At 38.1% G+C, this 23,973-nt stretch carries 19 protein-coding genes; 18 read left to right on the top strand and 1 reads right to left on the bottom strand.

The annotated features are described in order from the left end of the window. The first annotated feature begins 325 nt into the window (after positions 1 to 325). The 4 genes from L990_RS14240 to L990_RS14225 all read left to right on the top strand — a co-directional run bounded on the left by L990_RS14240 (position 326) and on the right by L990_RS14225 (position 8,305). Positions 326 to 3,427, top strand: coding sequence for a SusC/RagA family TonB-linked outer membrane protein (locus L990_RS14240; protein ID WP_156121607.1), 3,102 nt, complete (start codon positions 326 to 328; stop codon positions 3,425 to 3,427). Between the two features lie 17 nt (positions 3,428 to 3,444). Then, on the top strand, positions 3,445 to 5,079 hold the full coding sequence (locus L990_RS14235) for a SusD/RagB family nutrient-binding outer membrane lipoprotein (RefSeq protein ID WP_047450752.1): 1,635 nt from the start codon (positions 3,445 to 3,447) through the stop codon (positions 5,077 to 5,079). Between the two features lie 340 nt (positions 5,080 to 5,419). Next, complete coding sequence (locus tag L990_RS14230; RefSeq protein WP_047450750.1) at positions 5,420 to 7,459, top strand: histidine kinase; 2,040 nt, start codon at positions 5,420 to 5,422, stop codon at positions 7,457 to 7,459. Positions 7,460 to 7,543: 84 nt separating this feature from the next. Further along, positions 7,544 to 8,305: a LytR/AlgR family response regulator transcription factor gene (locus L990_RS14225; RefSeq protein WP_047450748.1), complete on the top strand. Its 762-nt coding sequence runs from the start codon at positions 7,544 to 7,546 to the stop codon at positions 8,303 to 8,305. Positions 8,306 to 8,560: 255 nt separating this feature from the next. Here the strand turns inward: L990_RS14225 and L990_RS14220 are convergent, their stop codons facing one another. Then, the gene (locus L990_RS14220) at positions 8,561 to 8,803 is read right to left on the bottom strand and encodes a hypothetical protein (protein WP_047450746.1); all 243 of its coding nucleotides are present in this window, start codon (positions 8,801 to 8,803) and stop codon (positions 8,561 to 8,563) included. 1,087 nt (positions 8,804 to 9,890) lie between these two features. Here L990_RS14220 and L990_RS14215 point away from each other — a divergent pair. From L990_RS14215 to L990_RS14150, 14 genes are all read left to right on the top strand, one after another. Beyond that, positions 9,891 to 10,406, top strand: coding sequence for a hypothetical protein (locus L990_RS14215; protein WP_047450744.1), 516 nt, complete (start codon positions 9,891 to 9,893; stop codon positions 10,404 to 10,406). Between the two features lie 176 nt (positions 10,407 to 10,582). Then, positions 10,583 to 11,239 carry a hypothetical protein gene (locus tag L990_RS14210; RefSeq protein ID WP_156121605.1) on the top strand — a complete coding sequence of 219 codons (657 nt, stop codon included), beginning with the start codon at positions 10,583 to 10,585 and terminating at the stop codon, positions 11,237 to 11,239. A gap of 178 nt (positions 11,240 to 11,417) precedes the next feature. Then, entirely contained in the window at positions 11,418 to 12,167 is a 750-nt protein-coding gene (locus L990_RS14205) for a DUF805 domain-containing protein (RefSeq protein ID WP_047450740.1), read from the top strand. Positions 12,168 to 12,435: 268 nt separating this feature from the next. Continuing rightward, a complete protein-coding gene (locus L990_RS14200; RefSeq protein ID WP_047450738.1) occupies positions 12,436 to 12,885 on the top strand; it encodes a hypothetical protein in 450 nt (149 codons plus the stop codon). A 261-nt stretch (positions 12,886 to 13,146) separates the two neighbouring features. Continuing rightward, positions 13,147 to 16,656, top strand: coding sequence for an ATP-binding protein (locus tag L990_RS14195; protein ID WP_047450736.1), 3,510 nt, complete (start codon positions 13,147 to 13,149; stop codon positions 16,654 to 16,656). Between the two features lie 56 nt (positions 16,657 to 16,712). Further along, complete coding sequence (locus L990_RS14190) at positions 16,713 to 17,210, top strand: hypothetical protein (protein WP_156121603.1); 498 nt, start codon at positions 16,713 to 16,715, stop codon at positions 17,208 to 17,210. Between the two features lie 183 nt (positions 17,211 to 17,393). Beyond that, on the top strand, positions 17,394 to 17,963 hold the full coding sequence (locus L990_RS14185; protein ID WP_047450732.1) for a hypothetical protein: 570 nt from the start codon (positions 17,394 to 17,396) through the stop codon (positions 17,961 to 17,963). 172 nt (positions 17,964 to 18,135) lie between these two features. After that, a complete protein-coding gene (locus L990_RS14180; protein ID WP_047450730.1) occupies positions 18,136 to 18,774 on the top strand; it encodes a vancomycin high temperature exclusion protein in 639 nt (212 codons plus the stop codon). 232 nt (positions 18,775 to 19,006) lie between these two features. Next, positions 19,007 to 19,453, top strand: a complete 447-nt coding sequence (locus L990_RS14175; RefSeq protein WP_156121601.1) for a hypothetical protein — start codon at positions 19,007 to 19,009, stop codon at positions 19,451 to 19,453. A gap of 149 nt (positions 19,454 to 19,602) precedes the next feature. Beyond that, entirely contained in the window at positions 19,603 to 20,340 is a 738-nt protein-coding gene (locus L990_RS14170; protein ID WP_047450727.1) for a hypothetical protein, read from the top strand. Between the two features lie 161 nt (positions 20,341 to 20,501). Further along, the gene (locus L990_RS14165; RefSeq protein WP_197057301.1) at positions 20,502 to 21,305 is read left to right on the top strand and encodes a DUF6896 domain-containing protein; all 804 of its coding nucleotides are present in this window, start codon (positions 20,502 to 20,504) and stop codon (positions 21,303 to 21,305) included. A gap of 107 nt (positions 21,306 to 21,412) precedes the next feature. Continuing rightward, on the top strand, positions 21,413 to 22,096 hold the full coding sequence (locus tag L990_RS14160) for a hypothetical protein (RefSeq protein ID WP_156121599.1): 684 nt from the start codon (positions 21,413 to 21,415) through the stop codon (positions 22,094 to 22,096). Positions 22,097 to 22,228: 132 nt separating this feature from the next. Further along, positions 22,229 to 22,540, top strand: coding sequence for a hypothetical protein (locus L990_RS14155; RefSeq protein ID WP_047450725.1), 312 nt, complete (start codon positions 22,229 to 22,231; stop codon positions 22,538 to 22,540). Next, on the top strand, positions 22,541 to 22,966 hold the full coding sequence (locus tag L990_RS14150; protein ID WP_047450723.1) for a CPCC family cysteine-rich protein: 426 nt from the start codon (positions 22,541 to 22,543) through the stop codon (positions 22,964 to 22,966). The last annotated feature ends 1,007 nt before the right edge of the window (positions 22,967 to 23,973 follow it).

The raw sequence follows: 23,973 nt of genomic DNA, 5'->3' as shown, positions 1-23,973 counted from the left end.
TATTTGTTGGTCTGTTTTATTTTGTGATGAGTGATTGTTTCTTTTGTAGGGCTTTTTTTTGTTGTTTGGTTTAAATTTAATTTCAGTAGTGAGTCATGAATATTGATTTTAGTGGGGTTTGTTGTTTGTTTTTAAAGTACAGATAGTGAAATAATGGTAATTGATTGGTTGTCTGTATTTGTGCGAATTTTGTTTTATGTTTGAGCAAAATGTTGCACTGTAAAAATGTATAAAATTGACATTTTATGCAAAAACGTTGATTTTGTAATTTGTAGTAATGATCGGTTAAGTATTTTTAAGCTTAGTTAAATTAACTATTTTTAGTATGGATAATAGAAGATTGAAGTTTTACAAGTTGCTGTTTATAATGGCTTTGCTTGTATGTTCGGTGCCAGGTATGGCGCAGACGCTTATCAAGGGAACTGTCAAGGATTCGAAAGATGGATCGCTGCTCCCTGGGGTTAATATTACGATAAAAGACGTTTCTGGTGTTGGAACAACATCAGGAAGCAATGGAGAGTTTGTATTGAAAACACCTAAATCAAGCGGTACGCTTAAGTTTTCTTTTATCGGCTATGTGTCAAAGGAGGTTGCTTATAGCGGAACTGGCAATTTGGTGGTTACGCTTGATCCCGAGAGTATGGAAATCTCCGAGGTGGTTGTGACAGCCCTCGGCATTAAAAGAGAGAAAAAATCATTGGGATATGCGTTGTCTGAGGTTAAAGGAGAAGGTTTAACGCAAACTCGTGACCCCAATGTGGTAAACTCTCTTTCAGGGAAGGTTGCTGGCTTGCAAATCAAGCAAAACGGAACAGGTCCTTCTGGTTCTTCAAGAATTGTAATTCGTGGTAACAACTCTATTGGAAACAATAACCAGCCATTGATTGTGGTTGACGGTGTTCCTATTGACAACTCTACTGGAGGTACTGATGATTTTTGGGGCAATCGTAATGTTGATAGAGGATCTGGTATCTCAGATATCTCTCCAGATGACATTGAATCTGTATCTGTGCTTAAAGGACCAGCTGCTGCGGCCCTTTACGGAAGCCGTGCTGGTAATGGTGTAGTCATGATCACCACTAAAAAAGGTGCTGCCAAAGGGTATTCTCTAAACTATAATACCAACCTGACTTTTGATAGTCCAATGCAAACGCCTTCTTTCCAAAATGTTTATGGGCAGGGTTTAAGTGGAAAGTTTGATGTTGCTCAAGCAGGTAGCTGGGGTGATAAAATGACTGGTCAAAACGTGGCAGCCTTGATGGGGCAAAAGAAGTACTTGCCAGATGGAAATGACTTATACAAGGAGTTCTTAAGAACTGGTACTACATGGACAAATAGCGTTGACTTTGCTTCAACAAAGGAGAACTCAACAGTGCGTATCGGTGTTACACGTCTAGATAACAAGGGCGTTATACCTAACAGTAGTTTTGATAGGACTTCAGTTAATATTCGTGCTACGAACAAGGTAAATAGGCTTAGTTCTGATGTTAAGTTGAATTACATTAATCAAAACACAAAGAATAGAATTAAGCTCGCGGGAGACCCTGACAATATCTTCCGTAACTATCTTTTAATGCCCAGAAGTGTTGCTATGAGTGACTATCGTGCGTTCGAAAAATATGGCTATGGTGTTTCTAAGGATGGAGCACCGGCTACATATATTGCAGAATATGCAGGTATGTCTCGTAACCCATATTGGTCTGCTTATAGGAACACCAACGAAGATGTAAAGGATAGAGTTATTGGAATGGCTTCTCTTCAGTATGATTTTACTTCTTGGTTAAACTTGAAGGTACGATATGGTTTAGACTTGCAAAGAACTGAGTATAAAGATCAATTAGCCACAGGGACTCCATACTGGGGAACAGGAGGGTACACTGGTGATTTCCGAGTGATTAATGATATGGTTCGTGAGCAGAATGCAGACTTCCTATTCACGGCACAAGGCAACCTCTTTTCTAACCTAAGCGGAATATTAAGTTTTGGTGGAAATATTATGAATAGCAAGACAACCTACCAGTTGTCACAAGCTCAGGGGCTGGTAATCCCTAATTTATATAGTATAAATAATGGTTGCATTCGTGAAGGAGATTACGCTTTTGCTGAAAAGCAAATAAATTCAATATATACTACAGGGTCGTTAGCATGGGATAGCTATGCATATCTTGATTTAACCTTCCGTAATGACTGGTCTTCAACTTTACCTAAGAAAAATAGGAGCTATCAATATCCTTCAGTAGGCGGTAGCATTCTTGTTAAGGAACTTTTAGAAAAGTTTGATATTAGCACGGGTATTGTTTCGTTTGCTAAGCTTAGAGCCTCTTGGGCAGAAGTTGGTAATGACACTGAACCATTCAGGCTCTTAGATTACTATACTCCAAAGTATGTAGATGGTGTGATGACATTGACTCCTGCTAACTATAAGGCAAATCCAAACTTAAAGCCAGAAAGTGTTCGTTCTTGGGAAATCGGGGCTGATGTCAAAATGTTTCACAATCGTTTAGGTATCGACTTCTCATACTACAAGAAAAATGCTTACGATCAGATTTTGAGAATTCAGAGACCTGCTTCTTTTGGCTATGATTATGAGTTGGTAAACGCGGGGAATGTTGAAAACAGCGGTATTGAGCTGATGCTAACAGGAGTTCCTGTAAAAACTAAGAACTTTGAATGGACAACCACTTTAAATTTCTCGAAGAATAACAATAAGATAATTGAATTGGACAAAGAAACCAAGCGTCAGGTTATCAGCGATCCTTCAGTGACCTTTATCAATATTGTAGCTGAAGTTGGTGGTGCATATGGAGATATGTACGGAATATCTTATAAAAGAAATGACAAGGGACAAATTCTTGTAGATGATGCGGGAGTTCCTTTGGCTGGTGATAATAAAAAATTAGGTAACTATCAGCCTAAATGGATGGGTGGTTTCCAGAACTCATTCAAAATATACGGATTTGATTTAGGCGTAATGGTTGACATGCGTTATGGTGGCAAAGTTTACATGGGATCGATAAGAGAAGGTGCAAATTCTGGTAACCTTGATATGACTTTAAATGGCCGCGATGGATTTGTGGTTCCTAATTCAGTTGTTGCATCAACCGGGCAACCTAACTCTATTAAAGTAACTGCTCAGAATTATTGGAGGGGGCTTTCTCCAATCTCTGAGGCATGGATGTACGATGCAACCAATGTTCGCCTTCGTGAGGTAAGTCTTGGCTATTCAATCCCTCAAAAATTTGTTTCAAAGGTTGGCTTGTCAGGATTAAAGGTAAGCGCTGTTGCTAGAAACCTTTTCATGCTTTACAGCAAGACTAAAGGTTATGACCCCGAGGCTGCATATTCTACTGGAAATGCTCAGGGTATTGAGTTTGGTAGCATGCCAACTTTACGCAGCATTGGTTTTAATGTAAATGTATCATTCTAATTTTAAAAAATGATTTTATGAAAACTAAGATATTACTACTTCTACTTATCACTATTGGAATGGGTGCCTGTTCTAATTTTGATGATATGAATACGAATAATAACAAACCTTCGCCAGATGATCCTCGTTTTGCTGATTATGATTTCAATAAAGCAGCATTGTCTTCAATCTTAAGGGGAGGGGCAACCTATGATGGTGCTGATCTTTGGCAGCGAGTGAAAAGCTTACACATAGACCTGTACTCCCAAATGTTTGATGAGTCGGTTTCTGGCTGGGTTAGTACTAGAAACTACTTAAGAAATGATGGTTGGACGGTAGGTTATTGGAGCAAAGTACAGCAGTGGGTTATTCGTTTAAATCTAATTATTAAGCAAGGACAAGGCAATCCTGCTAAAGCGAACTCCGTTGCTGTAGCCAAAATTTGGCGTGTTTACGTGCAAAGCCAAGCATGTGACTTGTTTGGTGTAATGCCATTTCCTTCGTATAAGTTAAATGAGGTAAATCCTCCTTATGTTTCTGTAGAAAACCAGTATACTGAGTTTTTTACGGAGTTGGATGCTGCTGCAAAGTTGTTGGATCCGAAGGTTGGGTTTATGAATGGCAAGGAGGATATGATCTTTAAAGGTGACGTTAACAAGTGGAAAATGTTTGCAAACTCTTTAAGATTAAGACTAGCTCTTCGCCTTTCTGAAGTAAAACCAGATGTTTGTAAGCAACAGGCTCAAGCGGCTATCGATGGTGGTGTAATGACATCAGCTTCTGAAGAAGCAAAATGTCCACCTTCTAATGTAGGATGGGGTAATGACTACAACTACACCCTCTTATTTGCTTGGGGAGAAACTCAGCATATGACAACTTCATTTGAGAAGCTTGTTACTAACATTGGTGGCCTGGATTGGCCTGCTAGCTATGCAGCAACCGTTAAGCCTGCTAAAGTAGACCCTCGTGCTGTTGTTATGTTTAACCCTTCGGCTTCAGGATTTTGGAAGGGTGTAACACCTGGTTTGCATCCTGATAATGTAAATAATGGGGAAAACAAGGCCTCTGAAAAGGCTATTTTAGGAACTTTTGTTGTAGGACCTGCAGGCCAAAGGAACTTGTCAAGGCCATATGACATGCTACTATTTGAAGAGGTATGCTTTTTGAAGGCTGAAGCTGCGGCCAGAAATTTCGTAACTGGTGTTAATGCTAAGGCAGAATACGAAAAAGGTGTTCGTTCTTCTTTTGCTCGTTGGGGGGCAACAAATGTTGATGCTTACCTAGCCTCTACCGAGAAGAATGTTGCTGGAACTAGCGCAAGCTATGACGATGTTGCTGGAGCTGGGAACACCGTTCTAGAAAAAATCATTACCCAAAAATATCTTGCAAACTTCCCCGATGTATCTATCGAAGGTTGGAGCGATAAGCGTAGGTTGAATCTTCCTCGTATGGACGTTCCTGCATATAGAGATCCTTCTGAGTTTGCTTCTGCTCCTAGCGATATAAAGAATCCAAGGAGTTTCGTTAAGAGAGTTCGTATTCCGCTTATTGAGTCTGCCAATAATACGGTAGAGTATAATAAGGGTGTAGCACTTATGGGCCCTGGAGGAGATAAAGCAACTACTAACATTTGGTGGGATGTAAATGCAAATCATTGCACATCTGCAAACTAGTGGTCTTTTTTTTTGATTAAGGTTGAGGGAGGCAGTAATGCCTCCCTTTTTAACTTTGTAAAGTTGGTGAGTATAGGTAATTATATCGGAGGTGATTATTGTATGACGGTTGTATTGGGAGGATACTTGCTGGTGAAAAAAATTAAACGTAGGTAAATAACGAGGTGTATTTATTGCTAAATTGCCAGCCGAACTTATTGAAGAAGAGATTTTATACAGGTTGGCTTGTGTTGTTGGATAATGCCCATTCGGGCTGCTGTTTCCTGTTTGGTACTGCTTTCTTTTCAACTTGGGCTCTTAGGCTCTAGCTAATGATGTTGGTTTATATAATATAAATATAATGGTAAGGAACAACTTCTGGCACACCCTTCATTTTAGGGCTGTTGGGTATCTATTGGTATTGGCTTGCCTAGTGTCGTGCGGTAAGGCTACGTCCTATTCTGATAGTAGTAATCGAGCGCAGGTCGATTCTTTGCTTTCCGAGGCTCGCGATTCGCTATCGGGAAATACGGCTTTTGTACGTGCACAGGTCGATTCTGCCATGCGGTTGGCTAAAGATAGCCTGCAGTACTACGAGGCGCTGCAGGTTAGGGCCGGAAGCTACCTTGTGGAAAGCTCGTTTGACACTGCGAGCCGTTATAATCGGCAGGTGCTGCTGTTTTGTCTCAAGCAAAAGCCTTCCGCACGCGTTACCTTTTTGCTGGCATCGGCCTATAACACGCAGGGAATCTACAACCAGCGGGTGGGAACGCTAGACTCCGCCATCTTTTACTTTAGGAGGGCATACGAGCTTAAGCCCACCGGCGAGCAGCTGCGGGAGATTGTCCCCAACATCCTGATAAACCTAGCCGACAGCTACATGATGCAGGGCAACCTTACTAATGCCGCCTGCTACTTTAGGAGGGCGCTCTTTGTTAGCGATTCGCTACAAATTACCCATTACATGGGATTTCCCATCTACTTTGGTCTTGGACAGGTTTACATGAATTTACGTGATTTTGATCTTTCCGACCGCTACTTCCGTATGGCCGAGAAAACGCTTGATAAAAGGCGGTTGGGCGAGCGATTTACCTTCTGCAACAATCGCGGAAACTACTACTACTATAAGAAGGAGTACGCGCAGGCGCTACCTTGGTTTAGGAAGGCTCGGGCGCTGGTGCTTCCCCGTCATATCGACTTCTCGGTATACCTCTGCGAGCTCAACCTCAGCGATATCTTTTTAAAGTTAAACCTGCTCGACTCGGCGCAGCTTTATGCCGACAGAAGCTTTAAATTCTTTTCGGCCATAAAGCAGCCCACCGCGCTTTACTACCTGGCAACGATAAAAGCGGGCATTGCGCTTAAGCAGAATAGGAAGGATGTTGCCCGATTGCTATTTAGTACCTACAGCGATACTGTAGGCATAGAGCCCAACATCATCTCCATTAGACATAAGGCGCTACAGGAGTACTACGAGCGCACAGGCGAGTACCGGTTGGCCTACCAGTTTTTGAAGCGAAACAACCAGCTAGAGGAGAAGGTGCAATCCGAGCAGGTTAAGAATAGGGTTGCCGAGATGGATATGCGCTACAGGCAAGACACCTCGCTGCTACGTCGCGATTTGGTAATAGAAACAAAGGAGGAAGAGGTTGGTACTCTTCGGCAAACGCGATTTCTTTGGGTGCTGGCTTCGCTGGTAATACTTCTGGCGGCCACGCTTATCTACTTCTACATGCGAAAGCAGCGCGATTTGCAGCGGATCCGCCATTTCGATCAGGTTGTTAAGCTCAGGATGCAAAGTATTCGCAACCGCATTTCGCCGCATTTTATCTTTAACGTACTTAATCGGAAAATAGTAACGGCGGAAGACGAGCAGGAGCAGGCCGAGCTAAGGCGTTTGGTGATGCTGCTGCGTAAGAGCTTGGAGATATCGGAGCAGCTGAGCGTATCGCTCGAGCAGGAGCTGGAGTTTGTGCAGACCTACCTTGCTCTCGAACGGGAGTCGCTTGGTGCCGATTTCAGCCTGAGCTGGGAGGTGGAGAAGGAGGTACGCTGCGACGAGCTTCTTGTTCCTGCCATGATTGTTCAGATACCCGTAGAGAATGCTATTAAGCATGGCTTGCGCGGCAAGGATGGCGCCAAGGTGCTGAGCGTTTCGGTAGGTAGGCTGCGCAACGGCGTACAAATTCAGATAAAAGATAACGGTTCGGGATTCCAGCAGGGGGCCAGTAGCAGTAAGGGGACCGGTACAGGCCTTCGGGTCATTTACCAAACCATCCAGCTGCTTAATGCAAAAAACGAGGAGCATATCGACTTCCAGATCTCGACCATACCCGATGGTCGCGGAGGCGGAACGCTGGTTGTAATCTACATTCCAGCCAGCTACTCGTACGTGATTTGATTTTGCAATGATAGCAAAAAGTTATGAATCGCAGGAGGTAGTCCTCCTTCGCGATTAGGTAGTTAAATATATCATAACGTAGGGATGAAGGTATATAATATCGTAATAGTTGATGATGAGGAGCTGCATATCGAAACGCTGATGAGGCAGCTCTCGGGCTACGACGGAGTACGAGTTGTAGGTAGGGCTGGCACTGCCAAGATCGGCCAAAAGGTAATTCTTGCACAGCGCCCCGATCTTCTTTTTTTAGATGTGGAGCTACCCGGCACCAATGGCCTAAAGCTGCTTAACGAGCTGCGCGACCAGATTACCTGGCCCATGCAGGTGGTATTTTATACCGCCTACGAAAAGTACCTGCTCGAGGCGCTTCGTGCTTCGGCATTCGACTACCTGCTAAAACCTTTTGAGCCCAACGATCTGCGCTTGGTGATGACCCGCTTTTTTGAGCATTGCCAAAAAGAGCAGGCCAGCGGCTCCTTTCGAAACGCCCTGTCGAAGCTGCTGCCCAGCGATTCGACCTTTATGGTAGCTACCATCTCCGGATTTTGCATTGTAAGGCAGGAGCAGATTGGGTTCTTTACCTACGAGAACGACCGCAGGCTCTGGAAGGTGCATCTCAACGATCGAAGCCACCTCTACCTTCGGCGAAAGACCGTTGCCAAGGATGTGCTCAGCTACTCATTTTCGTTTTTGCAGGTTAGCCAAACGGAGATTATCAACATCGGCTACCTAGCCATGATACGCGATCGGCAGTGCATCTTTTATCCACCCTTCGACGACGTTACCAACATCTCCATCTCGCGCAAGTACATCCTTGAGCTACAGGAGAGGCTTAGCCTTATTTGATGCACCCTTAGTCCGATAGTTAGTATTCGGACTTTTATAGGAAGAAGGAGAAAGTGAATGAGTGGTCGACGTTCGAGGCTTGTAGGTGCAAAGATCTCATACTACTCTCAAATCTCGCTACTCGTTGATTCTTTCATCCAAAAAAAGCCTGCGGAGGATTCTCTAGCAGGCTGTTCGTATAGGCAGGTAGTTGGACAACGTAATCGCTTTTGTAGAGACTATGTTGCCCCCTGGTTGCTGATTCTTAAAATAATCTTACCCCTCTGCTCTCATCTTTGCAACAATTTCATCAACGGTTAGCGATGTGTTGGGTAGTATGTTGGGCGGACATGATCCCATTATACTAGAAACTTGAAAGCGCTTGCACTTGTTTCGACCATCTATTCCATTTTCGCAGAATAGGCTTTTGTAGGTTTGCGTTAGCATCTCGTTCGATTTGAGAACGCCCGAGTATATGGGGCATTTGGATGTTTTTTCACATGTTTTACCGTCTGTCATAATTTAAGTTTGTGTTAAAATTCGATTTCTGATATTCCAAAATTGGGATTGAGATAAATATGACGAAGAAGCAAGATGGAGGACGGGGGAGTGTAGATATCCTAAAATTTCGGCAGCCTGAGATGTAATTTAGAAGGAGGCTTTTCTCTTAAGACGACGTCGAGATTGTAAAAAATGTAAGGCAGTGATAGATGAAAGGGCTACATTTACCTTACCTATACCCCAAGTTGCGGCTTCTTTGTTGTTGTATTTGCCTGTAGCATGCAGCAGCTGCTACCCTATTGTTTTTTATCGATAGCCATTTTTTTGCACTACACCCAACTGTCAGCCTTCTGCTAGGGCAACTATCCCATTCTTTCGAATCCCTTTGTGTAAAAAAAGAAATCGAAAGGAATCGAAAGGAGGGCTGAAAGGTAACAGGAATCTTGCCGCATCCCCCCTTTCACCTAGCCGTAAAACTCGCCCTATTCGTGCTAATAGGCATGGTTTTGCATCTTTTTATGCCCTGCAAACTCTATAATGCGTTTTGCACCTTAAAGTAAAGTAGCGTACACTCCAATTTTTGGTTTCTGAGTAGACTTATTTTTGCTCTGAGTTGATTCATTTGCACCACTGACCTCATTTATTTTACTTTTGAGTAGATTTATATTTGTTTCGAGTCGTTTACTTGCAATCCCTCAAAATAACCGTTTTATCTCCAACCTCCATCGTGCAATTTCAACCTTTTTACGCTTAATCTATCAAGAGGCTCCATGCATCTCCCCATTTTTTTATAGCCATACATTTTGCCGTATGCGCGACACAACCACAACGAATAAAGACTATATTGTCAGCCTATTTATAACGTACGCCTAATATAAGTATGGTACTATGTAGCACTTCATTTACGCCCTATTCGGGGTGTGGCTTTACGGTATATGGTAGATAAGATTGTTGTTGCTGTACATATTCCCATCTTAAGATGTATTAGGTAACTATCAGCATGTATAAACGAATTGGGCTCTTTTTTGAAAAAAACAGTAATAGGTAGTTTCAAAAATGAAATCAAAAAAGATAAATTTATCACTGAATTATTATTAAGACTGTAATGAAAACAGGAGTTTTGGTATTATTAGTTTTAATTTGCTTTGCTTGTTCCAATATAAGCAATCAAAATAAAAATTCACAAAAGAGAAGTAACCTAGAAAAAAATGAGTCAATGGAAGAGTTAATTAAACGTGCTAAATCTGGAGATAGTGAGGCTCTGGAAGATATTTGGAAATTTACATTTGAATTACCCCAATGGTATTTTCCATGTAGATATAAAGAAAATGTAAACGATGCGATGCCTTTTGTTGGTGTATTAGACGGAAAACCGTTATTGTTTGCATTTACAGATAGTAAAAAGGCTCAGGAATTTGCGAAAACACAAGGTCTTGCTAATAAAATAGGAGAAACGCTAATACTAAGTAAAACGCCTACTAATACACAAATATTTCTGGACTCAATAAAAGCAGAAGGTGTTATTGGAATTTACTTTAATAATGGACCAGATGGATGGTTTTCAGAGATTGATGAACTTCCTAATATTTTGAAATCATTGAAAGTAAAGAGGAAAATCTAATAAAAACCTACCACCAACACATGGTATAGCCAACACGCGGATGAGATGTTAGACAGTTGTTTACTGCGCCGCAGCAGCCGCAGTGCTGGCTGAGAGAACGGAAACCCGCAATGCTTGTTGTCGATACCGTCAAACGTTGGCTGTAATAGAATAAAAACAGTAAATAAGAACTATATATGAGTTTGAAGTATTCGATTGATGCGAAATCACATCCAAATATGATTTATGTTGGCATTGGTCTAGTAGTAATGAATATTTTTATTTTTGCTAATGGGATTAAACCGACTGAATATGAAATTTTAAATGGAAATATTTCTACTGATTTAGTTATACTTGATATAATACTTATCTTAATTAGAATAATCTGTACGATTTGGAGTTATAGGGTTGCAAATGAACTTAATAGGATAGGTTGGTTTTGGGCAGTTCTAACATTCTTTTTTACACCAATCGCTTTAATTATTTTAGGCTTTAAAGATTTAAGTTTAGAGATAGAATTAAGAAAAGTATATAACAAACATCAATCTAACCTATTTATTGAGCGAATTAAGATAAAAAAAGATTATGAAAAGAATAAGATTACCGAATCACAGTACAATGAGCAGTTGAAAATCGTTAGGGATAGGCATAATAAACAGATGAATAAAGAAATGCAAGAAGTAGAAAAAATAATTGAATTAAAACATAATCCGGTAATTGGGGAAAGTATTTATTTAGATGATACTCCTGTGACAGGAAAAATCGTAATCGTAAAAGATAAATGTCCTGCTTGTAACTCGACGATTAAAGAAAATGACAAAGTGTGTCGTTGCTGCGGATTATCAATTGAATAATAGAACAACATACGCACACACACGGTATAGCCAGCAAGCGGGTGAAGTGGTAGGCGGTAGCTTACTACTCAGCAGCAGCCGCAGTGCAGGCTGAAAGAACGGAAGCCCGCAACGCTTGTTGCCGATACCGCCAAGCGTTGGGCATAATTATTAAGACACAAAGACATAAACGTTAGATATGGAAAATCTATTTTTGACAAATGGCAGAATAAAAAAAGGTACTTATCTTTTGAGAACCTTAATTTTGTGGATACCAACCATTTTTGTAGGTTATATACTTAGTTATCCTGTTGTTGATTTAGTTACTAGGTCATTTTTTATTGTTCTTTTGACTTTTCTATGTTATTTAGTATTTGCACAGAGTGTAAAAAGACTTAGAGATTGTAATGATTATTTGTGGTTAAGTATTTTTTCAATTATTCCCGCATTAAATATATTGATATGGCTATTTTTAATTAATTCAAAATCAAAAAACAAATCAATAGATGTTGAGAAGGTAAATTGGTTAAATAATAAGAATATTGAATGTGCAATATTAGTTGTATTCATAATAGGATTAGTATTTAGATATTTGAATATTACAGGTGGTAGTTTTCTAATACTGGCTTCTATGATATTCTTTTTTATTAATGGCATACTTTTTTATGGAATATCACTTGGTAAGGTTAAAATAAATAAATCATACGTATACAGCATTACATACTCAATATCTGCAATAAGTATAATGTTGAATTTATTGCATTATAATATAAATACAGTCTTACTTCCAATATCCTTTATCCTCGGAGGGCTTTCAACAGTCCTGATCTTGAAATCTATTTATGATACGTATGATAGATATTATTTAATTACAAGATTTATATTGATAATGTTATTATTAGGCAGTTTGATTATTGATAACAGTCTGATTGATTTCATTAAAATATAACTATGCCCAACACACGGTATAGCCAGCAAGCGGGTGAAGTGGTAGGCGGTAGCTTACTACTCAGCAGCAGCCGCAGTGCAGGCTGAGAGAACGGAAGCCTGCAGGCGCTTGTTGCCCAAACTGCCAAACGTTGTGCGTCATACTAAACGGGATCGCCTAAAAACGATAAAAAGCACAAATAAAAAAATAAACAGACAATGAACAAAAAACTATTTATCGATTCATTAAGAGAAAAACAGTAAAATCTTTACTAGACCTTCTTAGACTTGTGCAAACGGGGAAATCAAATATTGACTCTGACTTTATTAGTTGTATTATTGATGAACTAAATTCAAGAGAACTTTCTAAGACAGAAGCAAGGGATTTTGAAGACATAATGAATTTATTATTTGATGATGATCCAACTGAAAAAGAATTTTCCAAAAAAGAAATTGAAAGCATAAATAAAGAAACGAATAACCAACCTAGTAGATATGTTGCTCTAAAAATAATAGTCGGATTAATTTCAATTATCGGATATATTGTTATAGTGATTGGAATTATTGCAATGATTTTATTGGCCAAAGACGAACAAGTACTGATTGGATTTGGATCTTTTGTGGTATGTATTATAATTGCCTTACTCTTACTTGCATTCTCTAATCTAATTCATGTTTTTATTGGCATAGAATATAATACACGTAAGATAAAAGATGTCATAAACAAATCGATTAAATAAATTATTGATAGTACTATGTAAAAATGTGATGAGTTTATATCATTATGACTCAATTTTGTGCTTTCATTGAAAAGTGTTTTTTGTAGGTGTAAAAGTACGACCGCCAACACACGGTATAGCCAACAAGCAGATGAAGAGGTAGGCGAAAACTTACCGCGCCGCAGCAGCCGCAGTGCAGGCAAAGAGAACCGAAGCCCGCAACGCTTGTTGCCCATACAGCTACCGTTAGCTGTCATACTAACCTGACAAACAAAATATAGAATGACAAACTTTGATTTCCATAACCTATTATTTCCAACAGAGTTTGAACGATTTTGTCTTGATATTATAAAAATTAAAGAACCGAATTTAGAGTTCAGAACATTTGGAGAATGGGCGGATAATGGGATTGACTTATTGTGTACTACTGAAGGTAAAAGTATCATTGGTCAATGTAAACGTTACAATCCTAATAACTTCAATTCGCTCAAACAAAGTCTAAATAAAGAAGTAAAGAAATGCAAGAAACAAAATCCTGAAAGATATATTCTCTTTACCAGCGTTATCCTTGGGAAAGAGCAATTCGAAGTAATTGTTGACTTGTTTGAGGGTTATTTAAAACAGAGCGACATAATTGATGCTGAAAAATTAAACGAATTTCTCAGGGATGAGGGAAACTATGGACATATATTAAAATCTCATTCAAAACTACTAGTCCCTAATTTTCAATTGGTAGAACAAGCCCTTGAAAAGGTTGTAGATCGTGTAGTAAATAAGAGACACTACGAAGAAACTATTGATTTTTTAAATAAAATTAAACGGAAGCATAAACTTTTTCACCATACAAAGCAAATTCGTTTTCTAATTGAACAACTTGAGGAGAGCAAGATAATTATCCTCACTGGAAATCCTGGAGTGGGCAAAACAACGACTGCAATGTTAATTGCTAATTACTTTTTAAACAAGAAAGTAAAAGACATGGTGTTTCTCCAAGAGGACTTTGAGAAAATAGGAGATGTAAGAGAAGATAATCGTTTAATTGTAGTTGACGATTTTTGGGGCCAGAACTTCACTGCTAAAGAAGGACGTGGAGGGCAATACAGCACTTATCAAAGGAAGTTTCAGCAAGTTGTTGAACATTTTTCAAATTCAAATAATCGTTATCTAATTCTTACTTCCAGGGATTATGTGATAAAAGATATGCTGAATGGAGCAGAGTTTGAGACTCAAAATCTGTTGAATACCAACAAGTACATTATTGATATTGAAGAGCTATCCAATGAGGACAAGGTTAAGATTTTACTCAATCATTTACTGTTTTACGATTTTGATTTGAGCTATTTTCAGGATGCTCGGTACAATGATTCTTTTGAACACATCATCCAACACCAGAATTATTCGCCACGACATCTGGACTTTTTTATTAAGACCTATTTAAGTGAAGAATACCAGTCTTCATATGTTTTTTATGAATCCCTATACAAGTACTTAGGAAACCCTACTGCCTTTTGGAAAGAAGCTTTTCAAAAACTAAATCCAACAGCTAAGGCTATCCTGCTGATCCTTTTAGTTTCGGGAGATCCTATGAATACCGATGATTTGAAATCCTCTTTTAACAATATTCAAATCAAAGCCCGTGAAATTTTAAATGAAGGTATTATCCCGACAGATTTTGATAGGGAACTTAAAAAACTTGAAGAATTTTACATTTCGAGTGACTGGGATGAATACTATTTTGACAAATCCATTAAATTCCAAAGCCCTGGAATCAAAGATTATCTTTTAGAATATTTGAGAAACGATGGTTATTTGTGGATATACCCAATTATCTCAAACGCGAGTTTCTTTAATCAATTAACCTCTGTTTTTAGTTCAAAGGAAGAAAAAATTAATGATTACGAATCTGAATTTCCTCTCTATGGACAGAAAATACGGCTAAGCGAGGATTTAAAGAGTTTACTAAAGCAAAAGTTGCTTACAGAATTTGAAAATCTAAACTTTTGTAACTATGAAGGGAAAGAGTTAACAGATGAGTTAACCCGGTATCATTCTAATGATGAAACCAAGTCCTTTAAACTAATTGTGTTGAATCGCTTGTTCCCTATTGAACGTAATGAGAACATAGATGTTAGAAATTTCATGCTAGACAAAGTGATGGTAGATATCAATAGCTTTGATGGCAACAGAAAGGTAGTTGATCACCGTTCGATGATTTATTTCCCTGATGTTGTCAAACTGCTTCTCCCTTACCTTGAAACCAGTCCGAATGATATCATTCGGATTTATCACAAAAGCATCAACTTTGCTGATGAATACCGGTACTTATATGAATTCAAAGAAATTTATCCTTTAGCATTTCATAAATTTTACGACAACAATATTCAAAGCATAAAAAAACACATTAAAAAGTTGATTTTTGAAGACATTGATCACTATCTGGAAGAAGACGAAGGGAAAATAGGTATTGAGTTGGATTTTCTCCTGAATTGGGGGATTGAAGAATTACGTAAACAATACAACTTTAGACTTACAGAAAGATACATCAATGAACTTGAAACCACTTTTGAAATGAATTTTTCATCGCTCTGTAAAGCAAAGAGTCCTAAAAAGAAGGCCTGTAATACACATTCAAAATTTAAACAGAAAGAAAAAGAGTATAACCCCAAGCCTTACACCACATTGATCAAAGAATACCTCCCAGGCGAAGAGGAAAGTTACAATCCTCTTCTCTTTTTGAAAAAAAAAGGCAATAAAGAGCTATTGAATGTCGTAAAAAAAAGCGATTCGTGCTTATCCAGTTTAAAAGACAGTAGGGAGATATTTGAAGGGATTTGTAATTTCATCGTTGAATACAACGTAGTTGTAAACGAATTAGATACTTTTCAGCTAATAGATAAATTCTTTAAGTGTCACTGTAATCGGATCAGAGTTCAGCCAGAACTATTAATTAAAGCAACTTACAAAGTTATTGAAGAACTGGAGCAATCTGACCGATACAGTACTACTAAGTCAAGAGTATTTCAGGTGTTCAAGGAGATAGGTATGCAGAAAATCCAAATCGAGGATTTGAAGCCCATTCTTATTCCCTACGGAAATTGGTATAGATTCAGTGATTCTGACATCAAAACATACATCGTTGCAAAATATGTTGATTCTTTTGAAGCAGATCAATTTTCAAAAAGGGTTACAGAATCCTTATGGGAATATGATAACCATCAGATTCTCCAGTTTCTCAGCAGCGCAAATAGCAGAAAGATATGGATATCTTATCTCATCCCAGAATTAGAAAGACTACTCAGAAGTATAAATTTTACAAATGAAAAGACTGCTCTTATTTCTTTTATTGATTTTTTTAATGTAGAATTTGAGTTAGCCTGGGAGAAAAAGGAAAAGAAATTTGAAACTTTTTCAGGTTCGAACTCAGAATCTCATTACGAAAATCTTTTACATTTTTGTGGTATCGAATTTTATGTGAGTGATTTTGAGATTTATTTTGAGAAGGATTATCAACATGGTGATACTATTGCTAAGCTGTCAATAAATACTGAGATTACTAGGAAACTATATAAGAGAGTTGTAGAGACAGTCCCTCAAAAAACAAGCCAATACCTTGCAAGTGATGATCCTGTAACGATATTTGAAATAAAGCTCTGCGATTTTCTCAAATCAGAAGAAAACTATACAATTGCAATTGACATTGGTATGGTATCATACATACATGACATCATTCAAGAAATAAGAGAAATTGTTGAACGGGGGAAGTTTCAGACAACTAGTACTTTGTATAAGTAATGGCAAGCAGAGTGCTATATATCAAAGTTTGTAGCCCGCTCAAACTGCGTAGGGGGGTGACAGGAAAGAAGCCTGCAATCTGCCACTACTCATACAATTTACCGTTAGCACCAATTTTATTGAACTTGAATGACTCCTTGAAACCTGCAAATTATTCAAAAATGAAAAGGAAAAATTTTAATATACTACTTATTTGTTTATTCGTTTTTACAAGTTGTACGATATCTAATATCCACTACTTGAGCAGGGCGAAACAATCACCTGAGGAGAATTATGGGTTCTCGAAAGAAAATCCAATTTTAGTAAACGTTGAAAGATTAGAAAATAAAGAAAAAATAGTTGAAGAATATATTTCAAGACTATATTCACTTAAAATGAAGAGCGGATTTCAAATCCTTAAGCGAAACGTCATCACAAACTCCAAAATAGAAGAATATATTTTAGTTACGGACAACGGAATGGATACGTTAAGGATTTATTTTAATTTGAACAAGAGAATTAAAGGATTGAAATATCCAAATGGATTTATATTTGGACAACTTAGTGGAAAATAGTAAAACTACCGCCAACACACCGTATAGCCAACAAGCGGGTAAAGGGTAAGCGATAACTTACTGCACCGCAGCAGCCGCAGCACAGGCTGAGAGAACGGAAGCCCGCAAACGCTTGTTGCCGATACCGCCAAGCGTTTACCGCATACTAAGAAACCAAAATGTAACAAATAAACAGATATTTCGATGATAGAGAAATTTTTAAAAGCAAAACACTGGCAAATTTTCATGATAACATTTGGACTGCCATTCCTAATTCAAATTATCACGATCCCAATGATCATAATTGGGAATGACCCAACGATAATGATGAATGTATTTCCGATTATAATGATTTTATTTATTGGTGGATTTTTAGGATGGTTCTGGTCTATTGGAGTAGGATTACAAATCAAAGTTCCTCAAGATGTTAAAATGAAAGTAAAGAGGTTTAAAGTATTTCTGATTATTCCATTAGCTTATATGCTTTTTATATCAATATCAATGGCCTCAATATTTAATGGCGCAATTGAAGTTGGACAAGAACCAAATCCTGGAATTATTGGAAGCATGGTTGGAATAATCGTTCCGTTGCACCTCTTCTCAATGTTTTGTATTTTCTATTGTTTATATTTTGTCGCTAAGACTTTTAAGACTGTTGAATTACAAAGAGAAGCTACTTTCTCTGACTTTGCAGGTGAATTTTTTATGCTTTGGTTCTTTCCAATTGGAATTTGGGTTGTGCAACCAAAGGTGAATAAGATGATTGAAAAATAGAAAAGTAAAGTACGACGTCCCAGCAATGTGTATTGCGCATAAGGGGGGGCAGAGGTTTTCGAGCAGCATCACCCGCCTCAATTTTGGGTGGTAACTTGATAGTTGTTAAACCAACCGCGGAATGCACATACTGCTAAACGTTGGGCACTAATTAAAGAAAGACGTAACAAACATGAAAATAAAGTACTTGAAATGGATAGCTGGCATTGGTGTGATCCTGTCGCTCATTTTGATTATATATGCAAACAATAAAATAGAGAAGGCATCCGAAAAAGATGTATTCTACAGTGTGAGTGAAATCCCTTCTAACAATGTAGGTTTGCTTTTGGGGACTTCAAAGTATTTACGCTCAGGGAAACCCAATCAGTATTTTGAGAACAGAATAACTGCAACTGTACAACTATATAAGGCGGGAAAGATAAAAAATGTGGTAATAAGTGGCGATCATGGGAAGAAAAACTATAACGAGCCACAAGACATGAAAAATGAACTTGTAAAACAAGGAATTCCACAAGAAAGCATTTACCTAGATTATGCAGGATTTAGAACGTATGACTCAGTTTATCGAATAAAAGAAATCTTTGGTCAGACTAACTTTACGATAATTTCTCAAGAGTTTCATAATAAAAGAGCTCTTTATATCGCAAAATCATTAAATCTTCATGCATCAGGATTTAATGCGAAAGATGTTGATGCTTACAATGGATTTAAAACAAAGGTTAGAGAAAAGTTTGCACGAGTGAAAATGTTAATTGACTTGGCGATTAGCAAAAAGCCTAAATATTTAGGTGAAAAGATAGAGATAAAATAAAAACAGGGCCTATTACACGGCATAGCCAATCCGCGCGCTGAAGCGCAATGCGGCAGATTGTCACCCGCAGGCCGGTTTTAGCGGGCTGAGAGGGCAGTAGCCCCGCAACCGCGGAATGCCCATGCGCCGACCGTTGGCAACAATTTTATGAGGTAGAAGATACATGAAATGGAAATATAGAATCTCGATTATTTTGAATATTGTCCTATTATTGTGGATATTATTGCAATATGTGATTAATAATTTGTCGACAAATTCACTCGGTGAATATTCGAAAGATTTTAATTTTATAATAAAACTTGCTAATAGTGCTTATACCATTAATACATACAATAATACCCTCATTAAACAATTAGACTGGCATAAGGATACTGTTATTAAATATGAAGTAACTAATAAATTAAAAATGGAAATATTCGATAAGTTGAAGAAGATTGATATTTATAAGTATCCGGATCATTACGCTCCAACTTCATTGATAAGAGAATCACCATCAATGAGTTATTTTTTACAATACACGGTGAATGGGAATACTCGAATTGTCGATTGGAAAGAAAATACCGAGTCAGAAACAAAAGAGGCTCAACATTTACGAGAACTCTTTGACAAACTACTAAATGAAATTGAGAGAGACAATAGAGTTAAGAACTTACCAGATTCTAAAGTCGCCTATCCATAAAAATCTACCGCTACCACACCGTATAGCCAACAAGCAGATGAAGAGGTAGGCAAAAGTTTACAGTGTCGCAGTGCAGGTTGAAAGAACGGAAGCTCGCAGGTGCTTTTTGCTCATACTGCCAACGTTGGTGGCAATTTTACACAGATCATATGAAACTGAACATTCTTATTATATTAATCTTTAGCCTCTCTTGCACCTCAAGACCGACTGGCAACGGAAGCAAAAGTATTTCTTTTGCTGACACTACAGCGACTAAAATTACGGCTGCCGATACAACAAATACCAATGCTGAAATTTTAGAAACATTTGTGGACAGTTTGAACATCGGCGTAAAAGGTGAGAATAAAATTGAATTGATAAAACACAGAGTTTTTGACGACAATTATGTGATTGTAAAGTTTTACACCAAAGCACCAACTCCTAACCGGTGGTATATTCAAAACACTTACATATACGAGTGTAGCGCATTAATGAACCTAGAACCGAATATTGCCGACTTTAATAATGACAACTTTAATGACATCACTTTTATATCAGCACAAGCAGCAAGGGGGGCGAATGAAGTAAGACGGCTTTTTGTTTATGACGACTCCAAAAGAGAATTGACTTCAATTGTGAACTCAGAAGACTATCCTAACATGCTATACAATAAGGAACTCAACTGTATTGATGCATTCTTAATTCACGCAGGTAGTTCTACCGTTTTCGCAAAAATTAAAGGTGACAGTTTGATAGAGTTTGCAAGCGTTCATAACGACAGCTATCGGACAGTTTATGAAATTGACAAATTGGGGAAGGAAAAGCTTCTGAGAAAAGATAGAATAGCCCCTGAAAAGGTTTACATTCGTTACATGAATTACAAACCATTGAAAGAATATAAAGAATAAAAACCTACAGCCAACACACCGTATAGCCAACAAGCGGGTGAAGTGGTAAGCAAAAGCTTAACGCGCCGCAGCAGCCGCAGCACAGGCTGAGAGCATGGAAGCCCGCAATCGCCTACATTGCATATACACACCGTTGTGCGTCATTTAAAAAACCGACACCATTGAACAGAACGACAGACATAATTTCAATTAGTACAGTTGGACAAATTCCAACACTTGAGACTATTCGAGCAATTCCACGAGAAAGGACATTGAAACTTGTTTTTGAGAAAGGACTTCATAATCAAAGAGAATCAATCGTACAAAATCTAAAAAAGGAACTATCAGACTTCCAAATAGGAATACATACAATTGAGCCAGAAATAAATATAGCAAAACTTATTACTGACAAAGAAATTGAAGAAAATCAGATTTTTTTTGAGCAGTGTGCTAAAGATTACAGACAATTAGGTGAAGAGTTACTGTTTAAGCTAGTTGATAAACTTGATTTAGACTTGAACAAAGACTTTCCGATGGAAACTTTTAACAAACTTAAACAAGATAAAAGGCAAATTGGTAAAGTTGAAAATTGGAGATATTTTGTACACGGGTTTCATTGTGGATTTGAAAATAACAAAACTGGACAAATAATTGAAGTTCCTCTTGTTTTCGGACTTGAATTTGGAGATTTAGACCCTTATTTTTTCACGAGATATATAAAATCTACACCAAAATACAATCCATTGCCAGTAGACATTTTCGAAGATTATGCGGACGGTGTTAGAATAAATGAAACAATGATTTCACTTGGCAAATTTGAAAGAATAGGTTCAAATGTTGGCAACCATTACGGAATTGTGGTTACCGACCGACTAAAAGTAGAAATTAAGTCTCATGAAGAACTAAATAAAATATATGAAAGGCAAAATAAACAGATTGGAAAACCTAACTTTAACTTTTGGAAATTTATAGGACTAAAAAAATAAAAAACGAACGCACAACATCGTGTATAAAACATTTGGCAGTTAGTAGGTTATCGAGCGTTTCAGCTCGTATCAAAAGTAGTTGTAACTTGATAGGAAATCGCTTCGAAATGCCAAACGTTACATACACGCCAACGTTGTGCGTCATTTTAAAAGTAAGAATGGTAAATCAGTTGATAAAAAATAATGTAAGCGTATATGAAGAACGACTATTAAAGTCGTTCCCATCAGATTTAGCAGCTGATTTAAAAGCTGTAATTTCGATTTTACCGCTGAATCAGAATAGCATAAAACTTTGTGATGGCAACATCCCTTATATTAAGGATCTTATTAACTCAGAAAGTATTAACATACTTCTTAATGGGGAAAATTTGTTAATCCCTCATAGAATCTATTTTGATGAACCTGACGTTTATTTTGAAAATCAATTGAATCGTAAACAAAAAATAATTCTGAATTGCATTTATTTGCGCCATCATAATGGATACATTAGAGAGAGTAGACTTAAGGATTTGAACGAAGCAAATGAATATTGGTCCATTCCTTTTACAATACAATTACTTGGAGAATATGTTTTTGAAATATTAGAAGTACTTGATAAGCACATAAACAATGATACCCTTGAGAACTATTGTAAGTTCATCGAGGAAAATCCTAAGTATTGGAAAAAAACAGAAAGCAGAATGATTAGTTATTGGAATGAGTATTATCGATATGTATTTCCTAAATTGAAAAAATACAAAGGATTTGAATTGGTAAAAAGAATAAAAACCTACCGCTACCACACCGTATAGCCAACAAGCAGATGAAGTGGTAGGCGGAAACTTGCTGCACCGCAGCAGCCGCAGTACTGGCTGAGTGAACGGATGCCCGCAAGCGATTGTTGTTCATACTGCCAACCGGTAGTGCATTAAGAGAAAACGCAGATGACAAGTGCAGAAATTAAAATAATAATTGAAAATGAGTTACGAGGACAAACTGATTTATCAAATGTCTACGGACTGAATTTAAATAACTGTTTGATTGAGCCAGTAAAAGAGAAATATAAAAGTACGACCGATGACTCTGTAATTTTTGACCTCTGGACGGTTTTAGAGGAAGCTAAAGATAAAGCTGGATATAAAATTACATTTGACGAATCCGATAAAACTTTTGGACTTGGAATTCTAACTGACAAAAATGAACTGATGGATATCGGAACTTATGGGTCATTCATGGAAACTCTAAAAGGAATGTAAATGACGAAACTGACTGAACGAAGAGAATATTTTAACCGTCATCTTCCTAAATTAGAAGGAGCAGATAGACGCAATGATATCAAAGGATTAGGAAATACCTGTCCATCATGTGGGTATCCGACTTTGGATGAAAGAAACGCATGGGAAATTTGTTCGATTTGTTTTTGGGAAGATGATGGACAGGACGATAAAGATGCTGATAAAGTTTTCGGAGGACCTAATTCAGATTATTCACTGACTCAATATCGAAACGAATGGGACAGCAATCTTGATGAAATCAAAATAAGTAATTCAGAGACAGGAAAATATTTAAGACGAATAGATGAACTAATTGTACGTGATAATAAATCAGATATTCCAGAGATACTTAAATTGGTAAAAAGCATTTCGGACTGGTTTGATAATGAAAGAGAGATTGAAAAATAACGCACTACAACAATGTGTGTAATTCATAAGAGGTTCAGAGGTTTTCGAGCAGCATCACCCGCATCAATTTTGGGAGGTAACTTGATTAGTTTGAAGCCCGCAATCGCCTACTTTGCATATACCAACCATTGGCAGCCAACTCTAACAGACCGAACGTAAATAATAGCTGATAAATAATTATGGGGCTATTTGACTTATTTAAAAAGAAAGAACAACCAGAAGAAGCTAAGAAAAGTAACAATTTGTAGACGGACTAAGCTTAAAGCTTGAACTTTAAAAAGAAAAGTTGCAAACAACATGTATATATAAAATAAGGGTGATAGTGCTAAGCTCAAGTTCTGTAGCCTCAGCATAGGGTTCTTTGCTACGCTTGATTTAGCAACGCTTCTGGCCTCCATTACGAATGTGGCCTCTGTTTACGCTTAGCCGTCGATAGTTGTAGGTTTGGCAACCACCTATTTATTACCCCCATACCGTAAGCAACCACCGCTGCAGCATCCTTAGCAAAACCCGCTACGTTGCCGACGCCGTCTGCTACTTTTACATTTAAGAAATTATGTGGTGCTGCTTTGTGGTTGTTTTACAGCCGATTCCCGTTTTGCGGCTAGCACCCAATGGCCTTCCTTATACTTCCTGCTGCATGCAGCAGACAATTCACCGCATGCAGCAGAGAGTTCACTGCATGCAGTAGATAGTTCGCTGCATGCAGCAGGAAGTTTGCGGCCAGCCGCAAGCAGCGTAACAGCCTCCTGCCGTGGTGCCCTTTTTGCCTGCCACCATAACCCACCAACCGTGCGCTACGCCATTGTAGTCCTTAATGGCTACAGCATTCGGTGCCACCCTTTGCTGCCGCTGCCGAGCCCCTTACCGTACGCCCGTAAAATGCGGACACCTACAGCAACCCGCACCTGGCAGCCGCCAGCCCTACCCATTTATTTACTTTTTTAAGCGATTTGTTAATACATATCGAACAACGGTAAGGTTTATTAGCTATTTTAGGCCGCAAA

It is taken from the genome of Alistipes sp. ZOR0009, from assembly GCF_000798815.1.
Taxonomy (GTDB): domain Bacteria; phylum Bacteroidota; class Bacteroidia; order Bacteroidales; family ZOR0009; genus Acetobacteroides.
The sequence above is the reverse complement of the archived record's forward strand: the minus strand, read 5'-3'. Positions and strand labels throughout refer to the sequence as shown.

Excerpts from the sequence above, each read along its gene's own strand:
- L990_RS14240 (WP_156121607.1), top strand. The coding sequence starts at position 326 with ATGGATAATAGAAGATTGAAGTTTTACAAGTTGCTGTTTATAATGGCT.
- L990_RS14235 (WP_047450752.1), top strand. The coding sequence starts at position 3,445 with ATGAAAACTAAGATATTACTACTTCTACTTATCACTATTGGAATGGGT.
- L990_RS14230 (WP_047450750.1), top strand. The coding sequence starts at position 5,420 with ATGGTAAGGAACAACTTCTGGCACACCCTTCATTTTAGGGCTGTTGGG.
- L990_RS14225 (WP_047450748.1), top strand. The coding sequence starts at position 7,544 with ATGAAGGTATATAATATCGTAATAGTTGATGATGAGGAGCTGCATATC.
- L990_RS14220 (WP_047450746.1), bottom strand. The coding sequence starts at position 8,803 with ATGACAGACGGTAAAACATGTGAAAAAACATCCAAATGCCCCATATAC.
- L990_RS14215 (WP_047450744.1), top strand. The coding sequence starts at position 9,891 with ATGAAAACAGGAGTTTTGGTATTATTAGTTTTAATTTGCTTTGCTTGT.
- L990_RS14210 (WP_156121605.1), top strand. The coding sequence starts at position 10,583 with ATGAGTTTGAAGTATTCGATTGATGCGAAATCACATCCAAATATGATT.
- L990_RS14205 (WP_047450740.1), top strand. The coding sequence starts at position 11,418 with ATGGAAAATCTATTTTTGACAAATGGCAGAATAAAAAAAGGTACTTAT.
- L990_RS14195 (WP_047450736.1), top strand. The coding sequence starts at position 13,147 with ATGACAAACTTTGATTTCCATAACCTATTATTTCCAACAGAGTTTGAA.
- L990_RS14185 (WP_047450732.1), top strand. The coding sequence starts at position 17,394 with ATGATAGAGAAATTTTTAAAAGCAAAACACTGGCAAATTTTCATGATA.
- L990_RS14180 (WP_047450730.1), top strand. The coding sequence starts at position 18,136 with ATGAAAATAAAGTACTTGAAATGGATAGCTGGCATTGGTGTGATCCTG.
- L990_RS14170 (WP_047450727.1), top strand. The coding sequence starts at position 19,603 with ATGAAACTGAACATTCTTATTATATTAATCTTTAGCCTCTCTTGCACC.
- L990_RS14160 (WP_156121599.1), top strand. The coding sequence starts at position 21,413 with ATGCCAAACGTTACATACACGCCAACGTTGTGCGTCATTTTAAAAGTA.
- L990_RS14155 (WP_047450725.1), top strand. The coding sequence starts at position 22,229 with ATGACAAGTGCAGAAATTAAAATAATAATTGAAAATGAGTTACGAGGA.
- L990_RS14150 (WP_047450723.1), top strand. The coding sequence starts at position 22,541 with ATGACGAAACTGACTGAACGAAGAGAATATTTTAACCGTCATCTTCCT.